This window comes from Saccharopolyspora elongata, from assembly GCF_004348985.1.
In the GTDB taxonomy this organism is placed as follows: Bacteria; Actinomycetota; Actinomycetes; order Mycobacteriales; family Pseudonocardiaceae; genus Saccharopolyspora; species Saccharopolyspora elongata.
The window spans coordinates 34708-47138 of the sequence record NZ_SMKW01000045.1 but is presented as its reverse complement, the minus strand read 5'-3'; the positions used below and the strand labels follow the sequence as shown (position 1 = coordinate 47138).

Below are 12431 nucleotides of genomic sequence, written 5' to 3'. Positions count from 1 at the left end.
AGAACAGTCACGAGCGCGGGAAACCGAAGGTCAGGCGCGCACCGTGATGAGGCGTTCCGGGAGCGCGAGGACCTGGTCGAGCACGTCGCACGCCGAACCGGCCGTGCGCCACTGCGCCTCGGCCCGGTCGTCCCGGAAGTCGGCCCCGCGGGAAACCCGCGCGGCGCGGACGTCGTCTTCGCCGCGGAGCTCGACCACGTCGACGATGTCGGCGTGCGGGCGCACGTAGATCAACGCCATGAGCTCGCCGTCGGTGTCGCGCACCGGCGGCATCAGCCGGAAGCCCCGCGCCACCAGCTTGCGCAGGCGGATACTGGAAGCGTCCTGGTCCTCAACTTCAACTGACGAGGTCATCGAACTCACCATCCTTGGCGCCGCGCACGAAAGCGGCCAGCTCGGCTCGGGTGTAGATCAGCGCGGTGCCGTGTACCTGGCGAGACTGGCGCATCGCGATGGTGCCGTCGTCCAGGGCCGCGACCTCTACGCAGTTGCCCCACTTACCGCTGTGGCGCGACTTCTGCCAGGTCACCTCGCCCAGCGCGGAGACCGGGACCTCGAACTGACCGTTCATCAGATCTCCCTCGGTCGACTGCACATGCAATTGCATTCGCCATTGCGCCGGACCGTACCACAGCGCTGCGCGCACGCGCGATCACTGTGCGTACTCGAACTATTTCGGCGTCAGAGCATTTCGCGGGCTTTTCGCAGCAATTGGCGGGTTTGCTCCGGAGTGCGGGCGTCCACCATCAGTCGATCGAGTGTCCTGCCGTACCACTCGATCTCCTCCCGCTTGTCCAGGTACAGCGCGCCGCCCAGGTGCTCCAGGTAGACCACGTCCGGCAGTTCGGGCTCGTTGAAGCGGAGCATGGTGAACGAGCCCTCCGCCGCGTACCCGCTGAGCGAGAACGGCACCACCTGCAGCGCGATGTTCGGCAGCTTGGTCATCTCCAGCAGGTGGTCGATCTGCGCGCGGAGCACGGCGGCGCCGCCGATCGGCCGGTGCAGCACGGATTCGTCGATGACCGCCCAGAGCCGGGGCGCGTCCGGGCGGGCGAGCAGTCGCTGCCGCTTCATGCGCAGCGAGACCCGGCGCCGGGTCTCGTCATCGGCCAGCTTCGGGTGGCCCGAGCTCGCGATCGCCATCGCGTAGGCCTCGGTCTGCAGCAGACCCGGCACGAACTGCAGCTCGTAGGTCTGGATCCGGGCGGCGACCCCTTCGAGCCCGACGTAGTCCTGGAACCACTGCGGCATTGCCTCCACGTACCGGTTCCACCAGCCGGGCTGCCTGGATTCGGAGACCAGCCGGAGGAAGTGCTCCCGCTCCGTCGGATCGGTCACGCCGTACATCGTGAGCAGGTCCGCGACGTCGCGTTCCTTGAACCCGACCCGGCCCAGTTCCATCCGGCTGATCTTGGATTCCGAGCCGCGGATGGCGTAGGCGGCCTCGGCGGGCAGGATCTCCGCGGCCTCCCGCAGCCGGCGCAGCTGCGCGCCCAGGATGATGCGCCGGGCAGTCGGGCTGCCGTCCGGTCCGGCCGCGTCGCCGTCGGCGGATCCCGCTTCCCGAGCCATCGCCGCACCTCCTGGTCGAATTTCCGCCCGATTCTCGCACCGCCGCGGTGGATGCACCCGCACCGATCGATCCACTCGTTCGGGTCAAGATCGACTTGCGAGACCTCACATTCTTAGCACGCCGGACGTTTACTCCCCGAAACGAAGCTCGTACGCTGTGCAACCCCGAGGCACCCGACGCCACCCGTAAGCGAGGACACCATGGCAGCCGACCTCACTGCTTCCGACGGTGAAGCGACCCCGGTCCACATCGACACCAGCAAGGCCAGCATCGCCCGCGTTTACGACGCTTTCCTCGGCGGGAAGGACAACTACGAGGTGGACCGCGAGGTCTTCCGGCGCGTCCGGGAGGTCACGCCGGAGGCCGCGCAGCTGGCCTGGGACAACCGCCAGTTCCTGATCCGGGTCAGCCGGTTCATCGCCGCGGAAACGGGGGTCACGCAGTACCTCGACTGCGGATCGGGCCTGCCCACCGCGGAGAACACCCACCAGGTGGTGCAGCGGATCAAGCCGGAGTCGCGGGTGGTCTACGTGGACAACGACCCCGTGGTCCTCGCCCACGGTCGCGCGTTGCTGGAGGAGAACTCGCAGACCCACTTCAGCCCCGCCGACATCTTCGAACCGGCGCGGATCCTGCAGGACGAGATCGTCAACCGGCACCTGGACTTCTCGGAACCGGTCGCGCTGTTCCAGCTGGGCACGCTGCACCACTACGACGGCGAGCGACCACCGGCCGACATCATGCGGGAGTACATCGACGCGCTGCCATCGGGGTCCTACGTGGCCATCAGCCACTTCCTCGATCCGGAGACCGAGGAGTACAACGAGCTGGCCCGGCGGATGGAGCAGGCGTTCCTGCACAGCCCGATGGGCACCGGGGTGTTCCGCACCCGTGACGAGATCGCGGCGATGTTCCCGGGCCTGGAGTTCATCGACCCGGGCCTGGTGGAGTGCGCGGACTGGTGGCCGACCGGCCCGAGGCTCAACCCGCTCTACCCGGTGCAGCACTGCATCGCAGGAGCAGTGGCCCGCAAACCCTGAAACAACTGTCGCCGGACTCGATTTGCGTGGCGGTGCGGGTGGCGGAACCTCAGACGTCGCCTGGACTGTGGGAGCCCCGACTTACGTATGACCAATTACGCGGCGTCGAGGCTGTCTCGCCAGGCGACGCCTGAGAACCCGCGGCGGTGCAAGTTGCGAGGGTGGGCTAAGCGGCTTCGCCGCTTGAAGAACAAAGCCAAGTTCAAGAACGGGAACCGAGGTTCACCCCGTCCGCTTCCTACCAAACACTTGCTTGTTCGGTTAGACTCCGGCTGCCGCTGGTGTCCAGCGGATCGAGCCTGCCCGGCCGGCGCCTCGCCCGGATCAGCCGACCGGTGCCTGCGACGGAGGGACGGTCATGGCGGAGGCGTACATCATCGATGCGGCGCGGACCCCGGTGGGCCGGCGCGGCGGGGGGCTCAGCGGCATCCACCCGGCCGACCTGTCCGCGCACGTGCTCCGGAACCTGGTGGCCCGCACCGGGATCGACCCGTCGGCGGTCGACGACGTGGTGTGGGGATGCGTCGACGCGGTCGGCGCGCAGGCGGGCAACATCGGCCGCACCGGGTGGCTTGCGGCCGGATTCCCGGAGCACGTCCCGGGCGTGACGATCGACCGTCAGTGCGGTTCTTCCCAGCAGGCGGTGCACTTCGCCGCCCAGGCGGTGCTCAGTGGCACGGCCGAGCTGGTGATCGCCGGCGGCGTGCAGAACATGAGCGCCATCCCGATCGGCAGCGCGCTGCTGGGCGGTGCGGAGCTCGGATTCCCGGTCGCCTACGGCCCGAACTCCGGTTCCGCTGGCTGGCAGGACCGCTACGGCGACGTGGAGGTGACGCAATTCCGCGGTGCCGAGCTGATGGCCGAGAAGTGGGACATCTCCCGTTCGGACATGGAGGAGTTCGCGCTGACCAGCCACCGGCGGGCGATCGAGGCGATCGACGCGGGCCGGTTCGACGAGGAACTCGCGCCGATAGCGGGTGTCGAGCGCGATGAAGGTCCGCGCCGCGACACCAGCAAGGAGAAGCTCGAAGGGCTCAAAGCGCTGCGCGAGGGCGGCCGCATCACCGCCGGGCTGGCCAGCCAGATCTCCGACGGGGCCTCGGCGCTGCTGGTCGCCTCCGAGCGGGCCGTCGCCGACCACGGCCTGACGCCGCGGGCGCGCATCCACCACATGAGCGTGCGCGGCGACGATCCGGTCTTCATGCTGTCGGCGCCGATTCCGGCGACCCGGCACGCGCTGGCGAAGGCCGGGCTGAGCGCCTCGGACATCGACGTGGTGGAGATCAACGAGGCCTTCGCGAGCGTGGTGCTGGCCTGGCTGAAGGAGATCGACATCGACCCGGCTCGGGTCAACCCCAACGGCGGCGCGATCGCCCTGGGGCATCCCCTGGGCGCGACCGGGACGAAGCTGATGACGACGATGCTGGCGGAACTGGAGCGCACGGGCGGCCGCTACGGACTGCAGACGATGTGCGAAGGCGGGGGCACGGCGAACGTGACGATCATCGAGCGCCTCGGCTGACGGGCACCGCGGGCGCACGGATTTCGGCGGCGTGGGAGGAGTTTCATGGCCATCAACCGGGAATTCGTCGGGCATACCTTCGGTTCCGGCGAACCGTACGAGGTGACGCGCGGCAAGATCCGCGAGTTCGCCGACGCCATCGGCGATGCCAACCCGGCCTACCGCAGCCCGGATGCCGCTCGCGCGCTCGGGCATCCCGACGTGATCGCGCCGCCGACCTTCGGCATCGTCGCGGCCGGCGCCGCGTCGTCGGACAACCCGATCCGGCGCCCCGAGTTCGGCCTCAACTACCGGATGGTCGTGCACGGCGAGCAGGAATTCCGCTACCGGCGGCCGATCCGGGCCGGTGACGTGCTCACCGCGACGGGCCGGATCGCGGAGATCCGCGACGCCGGGCGCAACGAGCTGGTGCGCATCGAGACCGACATCCGCGATGGTGCCGGCGAGCTGGTGTGCACCGCGGTGAACGTCATCGTGTCGCGGGGCACCGCGGCCGGAGGGGAGTGAGGCATGCCGGCGAGCGTGCGCTACGACGACGTCGAGGTCGGCACCGAGATCGGCCCCGAGCGCTATCCGATCCACCGGCTGACGCTGGTGAAGTACTGCGGGGCTTCCGGTGACTTCAACGTGATCCACTGGAACGAGCGGGTCGCCAAGCAGGCGGGGCTGCCGGACGTGATCGCGCACGGCATGCTCACGATGGCGGAGGCGGCGCGGCTGGTCACAGACTGGGTGGGAGACCCGGGCGCGGTGCTGGAGTACGGCGTCCGCTTCGCGAAGCCGGTCGTGGTCCCGGACGACGACGAAGGAGTCGAGGTCGTGGTCGCGGGCCGGGTGGCGGAGAAGCTCGGCGACAAGCAGGCCGTGATCGAGCTCGCGGCCACCTCCGGGGGAGTCGACGTCCTGGCCAAGGCCAGGGCCGTCGTCCAGCTCGCCTGACCCGGCGCGGTTCCTGTTCCCGTTGTCCAGCAACGAGGACAGGCGCCTCTGCGTCATTCGGCCAGGGCCGCCTGACGTGCATGGTCGCGCTCCGCGCGGCCGGTGAGTCGCCGCAGCATCCGGGCGGTGCTTTCGCGCCGTCCTCAGGCGATGATGGCGACGACGAGCAGCGTTACGGCCGGGAAGGCCACCAGCACGATCTGGCCCTGGGCCTGGGTGATGGTGATGACGGTCGCGCCGATCATGAGCGCGACCGCAGCCGGATGGCCGTCGACTTCTTGCGAAATCGCCCACCTCCGGCGGTGCGGTCGGGGGAGTTCTGCGAAGATGGCGTCGTGGCTTCGACCAAGCGCTTGACCGCCCGCAGCCGCGCGGCGCGGGATTCCGGTGGTTCCGGGCGGCGGGCCGAACTGCTGGCCATCGCCGGCGAGCTGTTCGCCATCCGAGGTTTCCTCGCCACCACCGTGCGGGACATCGCCGACGCTGCCGGGATCCTCTCCGGCAGCCTGTACCACCACTTCGACTCCAAGGAGTCGATGGTCGACGAGATCCTGCGCGAGTTCCTCGACGCCCAGCGCGAGACCAACGAGCAGGTGCTGCGCGAGGCGAGCGACCCGCGCGCCGCGATCATCGAGCTCATCCGGCGGTCCTTCGGCGCGATGCGGCAGTACCGGGCGGCGATCGCGATCTTCCAGAACGAGTCGAAGTACCTCGGCGGGTTCGAGCGGTTCGGCTACCTGCAGCAGGCGGCCGAGGACTTCGAGCGGGTCTGGACCCGCGTGCTGCAGGACGGCCGGAGCGCCGGGGTGTTCCGCGAGGACCTCGATCCCAAGGTGACCTACCGCTTCATCCGCGACATGGTGTGGACGGCGGTGCATTGGTACGACCCGAGTGGAACGCTCACCGCGGACGGCATCGCGGATCAGTACATCAAGATCCTCTGTGGCGGCATCGTGTTGCGGGAGTGACGGTAGGGTCGCATTCGCCCGTCGTGGCACCGGATTATGAATGTCCAAATTGGATGCTAATCGTACAGGGTTGCCGGGATTCGTCCATTGAGTGCCGTCCCCAATGGACACTTCGGTGCTCTGCAGTTTCGCGTGTGATGACTCGTGAGCGTTTTGGGCTGCTGTAGCGCTCCAAAACGCTCACGAGCCCTGAACGGCCGAACTGTTTCGCCCAGGTTTCGAGGAACGGGGAAGCTTCTCCGCGCCGCAGAGGCCCGGGTTATCCTCGCGGGAGCAGTGTGCTGCGGACGGCTGGAGGTCAACGGTGAACGACGGTGCGGCAGAAGCACGGCACGCCTGGATCAACTCGGGGGTGTTCGAGGTGGCGCCGGGCGTGCACCGGATTCCGCTGCCGCTGCCCAACGACGGGCTGCGCGCGGTCAACGTCTACGCCATCGAAGACAGCGACGGACTGGTGCTCATCGACTCCGGCTGGGCCCTGGACGAAGCCCGCGACCAGCTCGAATCCGCGCTCGGCGAGCTCGGCTACGGCTTCGAGGACGTGCAGCGCTTCCTGGTCACCCACGCCCACCGCGACCACTACACGCTCGCCGTCGCGCTGCGCCGCAACTTCGGCTCCCGGATCAGCCTCGGCGCGGGCGAACAGCCCTCCGTGGAGGCGCTGCTGGCCAACCGGCAGGAAGCCGAGGCCGAGCGGCTGCGGCGCTGGGGCGCGGACGACCTGCTCGTCAAGCTCGCCGAGGCGTACGGCGGCAAGGCGCCGAAGTCCCGCAGCAGCTACGAACTCCCGGACGAGTGGCTGGAGGGCAAGGTCGAGATCCCCCTGCAGGCCCGGACCCTGCTCGCCGTGCCGACGCCGGGGCACACCCGGGGTCACGTGGTGTTCCTGGATTCCGAGTCGTCGCTGATGTTCTCCGGCGACCACATCCTGCCGCACATCACGCCGTCCATCGGCGTCGAACCGGCGCGCGCCGACCTCCCGCTGGGCGAGTACCTGGACTCGCTGCGCCTGATGCAGTCCTACCCGGACATGCGGCTGCTGCCGGCGCACGGCCCGACGGGCGGGAGTTCGCACACCCGGGCCGCGGAACTGCTGCAGCACCACGAGGAACGGCTGGACCAGACGGCCGAGGCGATCCGCGACGGGGCGGGCACCGCGTACGAGGCCGCGCTGAGTCTGGGCTGGACCCGCCGCAACCGCAAGCTGCTCGACCTCGACCTGTTCAACCAGGTGCTGGCCGTCGGCGAGACCAACGCGCACCTGGATGTCCTTGTCACCCGCGGAATCCTGACCTCGTCCGCGACGGACGGCATCGTCGAGTACGCGGCGCCCGGCCAGGCCTGACGCGACCGCCGGCGCGGGTCTTCCGGGGCGACCCCGGAAGGCTCACGCCAGCAGCAGGCGGACGGTGAGCTCCAGGCGGTTGGAGACGTCGGACGCGGATGCGCGGCGGGTCACCCAGGCCACCAGGTTGGACAGCCACACGTCGCCGATCACCCGCGCGATCGCCTTCTCCTCGTCGGTGGGATCGTCGACGGTCATGGCGTTGGTGAAGAACCGCTCGACCAGCGCCGCGACGGTGTCGACCTCGGCCGCCGCCGAGGTGTCGGCGAACATGAACGCGCGGGTCATCGCCTCGGTCAGCTGCGGGTTGCGCTGCAGCGTCTTGGTGGTGCGGTTGAGCACGAACATGACCCGCTCGTAAGGCGTTTCGCCGGGGATCTTCGTGCGGTCCATCTTGTCCTGGGCCCGCTCGAACTCTCTGGCCAGGCCGGTCACCAGCAGGTGGATCTTGGACGGGAAGTACCGGTACAGCGTCCCCAGCGCCACGTCGGCCTTCTCCGCGACGGTGCGCATCTGGACCGCGTCGTAGCCACCCTTGGTGGCCAGCGCGATGGTGGCGTCGATGATTCGCTTGCGGCGTTCGTGCTGGGCAGTGGAACCGGTCTCGTCGTCCCGGAGCGCCTGCAGCACATTCCGCGAGGTGCTTGCCATGCAGCGTCGGTCCCCTCGAAGACTCGTTGGTCGAAACGCGTGGTGGTCACCACGCGGCTCGTCGCCGCACCACCCTGACGGGTTAAGGTGATCGACGTGGTTCGATCGAAACATGTTCCAGTCTACCCAGCCCGCCGGGCGCGGGCTGTGTGAGGTGAGCCGTGCGGATCGCGTTGCTGTCCTACCGGAGCAAGCCGCACTGCGGCGGACAAGGCGTCTACGTCCGGCACCTCAGCCGCGGGCTGGCGGAACTGGGCCATCACGTCGAGGTGTTCTCCGGCAAGCCGTACCCGGAGCTGGATCCCGGGGTGGATCTGACCGCGGTGGACAGCCTCGACCTCTACGACGACGCGGACCCGTTCCACACCCCGCACTGGCGGGAACTGCGTGACGCCGTCGACCTGCTGGAGGTCGGCACCATGTGGAGCGCCGGCTTCCCCGAACCGCTGACCTTCAGCCTGCGGGCGGCGAAGCTGCTGCGCGCCCGGCGCCACGAGTTCGACGTGATCCACGACAACCAGTGCCTCGGCTACGGCCTCCTCGCCCTGCAGCGCGCCGGGATTCCGCTGGTCGCGACCGTGCACCACCCGATCACGCACGACCGCCGGGTCGACCTGGCCGGGACCACCGGCTGGCGGCGGGTGGGGGTGCGCCGCTGGTACGGGTTCACCCGCATGCAGGCGCGGGTGGCCCGCCGGATCCCGCAGCTGCTGACAGTTTCGGAGTCCTCGGCCGCCGACATCCGGCGCGACTTCGGCGTGGCCGCGAAGCAGCTGCAGGTGGTGCCGCTGGGCGTGGACGCCGAGGTGTTCAAGCCGCCGGCCGTGCCCCGGGTGCCCGGCCGCATCGTGGCGATGGCCAGCGCGGACACACCGATGAAGGGCATCGGCACGCTGCTGGAGGCGGTCGCGAAGCTGCGCACCGAACGCGCCGTGGAGCTGGTGCTGGTCGCGAAGCCGACGCCCGGCGGACCGACCGAGCAGCGCATCGAGGAGCTGGCCATCGGCGACGTGGTGCGCACCGTCAGCGGCATCAGCGACGCCGAGCTGGCGGAGCTGCTCGGCTCCGCCGAGGTGGCCTGCGTGCCGTCGCTCTACGAGGGGTTCTCGCTGCCGACGGTCGAAGCGATGGCCTGCGCGACGCCGCTGGTGGCCAGCCGCGCCGGGGCGATCCCGGAGGTGGCCGGGGCGGACGGTGAGTGCGCCGACCTCGTGCCGCCCGGCGATGCCGAGGCGCTGGCGACGGCGCTGGCCGGGCTGCTCGACTCGGCCGATCGGCGGCAGCGGCTCGGCGCGGTCGGCCGGGCTCGGGTTTTGGCGAAGTACAGCTGGAAATCGGTGGCAGCGGCGACGGTCGACTGCTACGCCGAGGCGATCGCGCGGAGGGCGCGCGCCGGGGAGGGAGCAACTTGCTGACGGTGGACTTCGACAAGCTCGGCGTGCAGGCGGGCCAGCGGGTGCTGGACCTGGGCTGCGGCGCGGGGCGGCACGCCTTCGAGCTCTACCGGCGCGGGGCGGACGTGATCGCGTTCGACCAGGACGTCGAGGAGCTGGAGAACGTGGCGGCGATGTTCGCCGCGATGAAGGCCGAGAACCAGGTGCCCGACGGCGCCGCCGCGCAGACCGTCTCCGGTGACGCGCTCGCGCTGCCCTTCCCGGACGAGCACTTCGACTGCGTGATCGCCTCGGAGATCATGGAGCACATCCCCGAGGACGAGAAGGCGATGCGCGAACTGGTGCGCGTCGTCAAGCCCGGCGGCCGGGTGGTCGTGACGGTCCCGCGCGCGTGGCCGGAGAAGATCTGCTGGGCGCTGTCGGACGAGTACCACCAGGTCGAGGGCGGCCACGTGCGGATCTACTCCGCCGACGAGCTGATCGGAAAGCTCCGCGACGCGGGCCTGCGCCCGGCGTTCCGCCACTACGCGCACGCGCTGCACTCGCCGTACTGGTGGCTGAAGTGCGCGGTCGGCACCGACAACGACGACCACCCGCTGCCCAAGCTCTACCACCGGATGCTGGTGTGGGACCTGATGAAGGGGCCCTGGATCACCCGCACCGCCGAGCGCCTGCTGGACCCGGTGATGGGCAAGAGCATCGCGGTCTACCTGGGCAAGCCGGGATCGGCCCGTGCCAGGGCCTGAGGTTCCGGGCGTGCTGTCCGCCGAGGCGGCCGCCCAGACCGGCAAGGCCATCGCCGCGACGCAGCTGGCGTCCGGCGCGGTGCCGTGGTTCCCGGGCGGGCACGTGGACCCGTGGGACCACGTCGAGTCGGCGATGGCGATGGCCGCGACCGGGCTGCTCGCCGAGGCCGAGCGCGCCTACGAGTGGCTGCGCGCGACCCAGCGTCCGGACGGCTCCTGGCCGCTGCAGGTCCGCGATGGGCGGATCGAGGACGCCGGATCGGACACCAACTTCTGCGCGTATCCGGCCGTCGGCGTCTGGCACCACCTGCTGATCAGCGGCGACGACGGGTTCGCGGAGCGGATGTGGCCGGTGGTGCGGGCCGCGATCGACTTCGTGCTCACCGCGCAGCGGGAGCGGGGCGAGATCGACTGGGCCGTGGGGGAGTCGGGCATCCCGACCGGCGAGGCGCTGCTGTCGGGGTGCTCCAGCATCCACCACAGCCTGCGCTGCGCCCTCGCGCTGGCCGAGTACCTGGACCAGCCGCAGCCGGGCTGGGAGGTGGCGCTGGGCCGGCTCGGGCACGCGCTGCGCCACCACCCGGAGGCGTTCACGCCGAAGCACCGGTACTCGATGGACTGGTACTACCCGATCCTCGGCGGGGCGTTGCGCGGCGAGGCCGGGCGGCAGCGGCTGTTCGCGCGCTGGTCGGACTTCGTCGTGGACGGGCTCGGGGTGCGCTGCGTCGACGACCACCCGTGGGTCACCGGCGCGGAAACCTGCGAACTGGTGCTGAGCCTGGATGCGCTGGATGAGCACGACCGGGCCCGCGACCTGCTCGCGGCGATGCAGCACCTGCGCGACCCGGACGGCTCGTACTGGACGGGCCTGGTCTACGCGGACGGCAAGCGCTGGCCGGAGGAGCGTTCGACCTGGACCGGAGCAGCGGTGGTCCTGGCGGCGGATGCGCTGTCCCGCGCGACGCCGGGCAACGGCATCTTCCGGGGCGAGAAGCTCCCGGCGGGCCTGCCGCTGGAGAACGTCCCCTGCTGCGAACTCGAGAACGTCCCCGGCACCTGATCCACCGCGCGCCGGCGCCGACCACGTGTGTCCGCAATTTCAATGGAAATCGGACCTCTGATTTCCATTGAAATTGCGGAAGTTGTCCACAGCCTTCGGCGTGTCGTGGTCCGACACGCCGAAGGAGTCGAGTTTCAATTGAAACTGCGGACCTCGGAACTGGAGGCGCCTCGGAACCGGAGATGCCTGGGGGATGGAGATGCCTCGGGACCGGTGCCAGGAACTGAAGACGCTTGGGGTCGGTGATACCTGGGGACCGGGTCGGTGATACTTGGGGGCCGGGTCGGTCATGTCTGGGGTGGGGATCCGGTGGGTTTCAGAGGCTCGGTTTTAGGGTCGGGAGCCGGGTTCGCCCGTTGTGCGTTGGAGGACCCGGAGGGAGCCGACGACTCGGGTTTCGCGGAACGCTCCCGTTTCCAGGGCTCGGCAGTAGATCCGGTAGGGCGCTTGGCCGCCGTCTTCCGGGTTCGGGAAGACGTCGTGGATGACCAGGGCTCCGCCCGGCGCCAGCCAGTGCGCCCAGCCCTCGTAGTCCGTGCTCGCTGCCGCGTCCGTGTGGCCGCCGTCGATGAACAGCAGCGACAGCGGCGTTCGCCAGAACTCCGCGACCGCTCCGGAGCGGCCGACGATGGCCGTGACCTCGTCCTCCAGGTCGGCCGCGGCGATCGTCCGGCGGAATTCGCCCAGCGTGTCCAGCTTGCCGACGACCGGGTCGACCAGGTTCGGGTCGTGGTACTCCCAGCCCGGCTGGTGCTCTTCGGAGCCGCGGTGGTGGTCGACCGTGACGATCTGGCCGCCGGTGCGGCGGGCCGCGGCGCCGAGGTAGATGGCGGATTTGCCGCAGTAGGTGCCGATTTCGACCGCCACGCCGGTGCCGAGGTGCTCCAGCGCCGCCTCGTAGAGCGCCTGGCCCTCCTCTGGCGGCATGAATCCGGTGGCCCGCTCGGCGAGCTCGCGCAGATCCGCCGGGATCGGGGGGTGCTGCTCGCGGTCGGTGGCCGATCCCTGCGTCACGTGCGTCCTCCGTCTGGTCCGGTTCGGTGCCGCCGGAATCTTACCTCCTGAACTGGGCAGTTCCGGTAGAACCTGTTGTCTTTCGCCCGGCCTGGGGTGCGGTCGTCAACGTTGTCGGGGCATCCGACCGCTTGCATTGCGGTCCGACCGCCGGTACTACTAGAACAAGTTTCAATATC

General features: G+C 69.7%; 14 protein-coding genes. 9 read left to right on the top strand and 5 right to left on the bottom strand.

The window, feature by feature from the left end:
- Nucleotides 1-30: 30 nt before the first annotated feature.
- The 3 genes from E1288_RS28805 to E1288_RS28795 form a co-directional block, all read right to left on the bottom strand.
- A complete protein-coding gene (locus tag E1288_RS28805) occupies nt 31-354 on the bottom strand; it encodes a hypothetical protein (RefSeq protein ID WP_132490443.1) in 324 nt (107 codons plus the stop codon).
- Nucleotides 338-571, bottom strand: coding sequence for a DUF397 domain-containing protein (locus E1288_RS28800; protein ID WP_165968297.1), 234 nt, complete (start codon nt 569-571; stop codon nt 338-340). The genes E1288_RS28805 and E1288_RS28800 overlap by 17 nt, the downstream gene beginning before the upstream one ends.
- 110 nt (nt 572-681) lie before the next feature.
- The gene (locus E1288_RS28795; RefSeq protein ID WP_132490441.1) at nt 682-1572 is read right to left on the bottom strand and encodes a helix-turn-helix domain-containing protein; all 891 of its coding nucleotides are present in this window, start codon (nt 1570-1572) and stop codon (nt 682-684) included.
- Between the two features lie 201 nt (nt 1573-1773).
- On the opposite strand from E1288_RS28795, the gene E1288_RS28790 reads away from it, so the two are divergent.
- The 6 genes from E1288_RS28790 (at nt 1774) to E1288_RS28765 (ending at nt 7387) form a co-directional block, all read left to right on the top strand.
- Nucleotides 1774-2613, top strand: a complete 840-nt coding sequence (locus E1288_RS28790) for an SAM-dependent methyltransferase (protein WP_132490439.1) — start codon at nt 1774-1776, stop codon at nt 2611-2613.
- 358 nt (nt 2614-2971) lie between these two features.
- The gene (locus tag E1288_RS28785) at nt 2972-4135 is read left to right on the top strand and encodes an acetyl-CoA C-acetyltransferase (RefSeq protein ID WP_132490437.1); all 1164 of its coding nucleotides are present in this window, start codon (nt 2972-2974) and stop codon (nt 4133-4135) included.
- A 45-nt stretch (nt 4136-4180) separates the two neighbouring features.
- The gene (locus E1288_RS28780; RefSeq protein ID WP_132490435.1) at nt 4181-4642 is read left to right on the top strand and encodes a MaoC family dehydratase N-terminal domain-containing protein; all 462 of its coding nucleotides are present in this window, start codon (nt 4181-4183) and stop codon (nt 4640-4642) included.
- Nucleotides 4643-4645: 3 nt separating this feature from the next.
- Nucleotides 4646-5074 carry a MaoC family dehydratase gene (locus E1288_RS28775; protein WP_132490433.1) on the top strand — a complete coding sequence of 143 codons (429 nt, stop codon included), beginning with the start codon at nt 4646-4648 and terminating at the stop codon, nt 5072-5074.
- Between the two features lie 335 nt (nt 5075-5409).
- Nucleotides 5410-6042, top strand: coding sequence for a TetR/AcrR family transcriptional regulator (locus E1288_RS28770; protein ID WP_235883864.1), 633 nt, complete (start codon nt 5410-5412; stop codon nt 6040-6042).
- Between the two features lie 304 nt (nt 6043-6346).
- The gene (locus E1288_RS28765; RefSeq protein WP_132490429.1) at nt 6347-7387 is read left to right on the top strand and encodes an MBL fold metallo-hydrolase; all 1041 of its coding nucleotides are present in this window, start codon (nt 6347-6349) and stop codon (nt 7385-7387) included.
- Between the two features lie 42 nt (nt 7388-7429).
- Here E1288_RS28765 and kstR read toward each other — a convergent pair whose 3' ends face one another.
- Nucleotides 7430-8038, bottom strand: coding sequence for a cholesterol catabolism transcriptional regulator KstR (gene kstR, locus E1288_RS28760; protein ID WP_132490427.1), 609 nt, complete (start codon nt 8036-8038; stop codon nt 7430-7432).
- A gap of 161 nt (nt 8039-8199) precedes the next feature.
- Between kstR and E1288_RS28755 the strand changes: the two genes are divergently transcribed.
- The 3 genes from E1288_RS28755 to E1288_RS28745 are packed head-to-tail and all read left to right on the top strand — an operon-like array spanning nt 8200 to nt 11238.
- A complete protein-coding gene (locus tag E1288_RS28755) occupies nt 8200-9453 on the top strand; it encodes a glycosyltransferase family 4 protein (RefSeq protein ID WP_132490425.1) in 1254 nt (417 codons plus the stop codon).
- 2 nt (nt 9454-9455) lie between these two features.
- Nucleotides 9456-10178, top strand: coding sequence for a class I SAM-dependent methyltransferase (locus E1288_RS28750; protein ID WP_235883863.1), 723 nt, complete (start codon nt 9456-9458; stop codon nt 10176-10178).
- Complete coding sequence (locus E1288_RS28745) at nt 10165-11238, top strand: prenyltransferase/squalene oxidase repeat-containing protein (RefSeq protein ID WP_132490422.1); 1074 nt, start codon at nt 10165-10167, stop codon at nt 11236-11238. Before E1288_RS28750 ends, E1288_RS28745 begins: the two co-directional genes overlap by 14 nt.
- Nucleotides 11239-11568: 330 nt before the next feature.
- On the opposite strand, the gene E1288_RS28740 is transcribed toward E1288_RS28745, so the two are convergent.
- On the bottom strand, nt 11569-12252 hold the full coding sequence (locus tag E1288_RS28740) for a class I SAM-dependent methyltransferase (protein WP_235883862.1): 684 nt from the start codon (nt 12250-12252) through the stop codon (nt 11569-11571).
- Between the last annotated feature and the right edge of the window lie 179 nt (nt 12253-12431).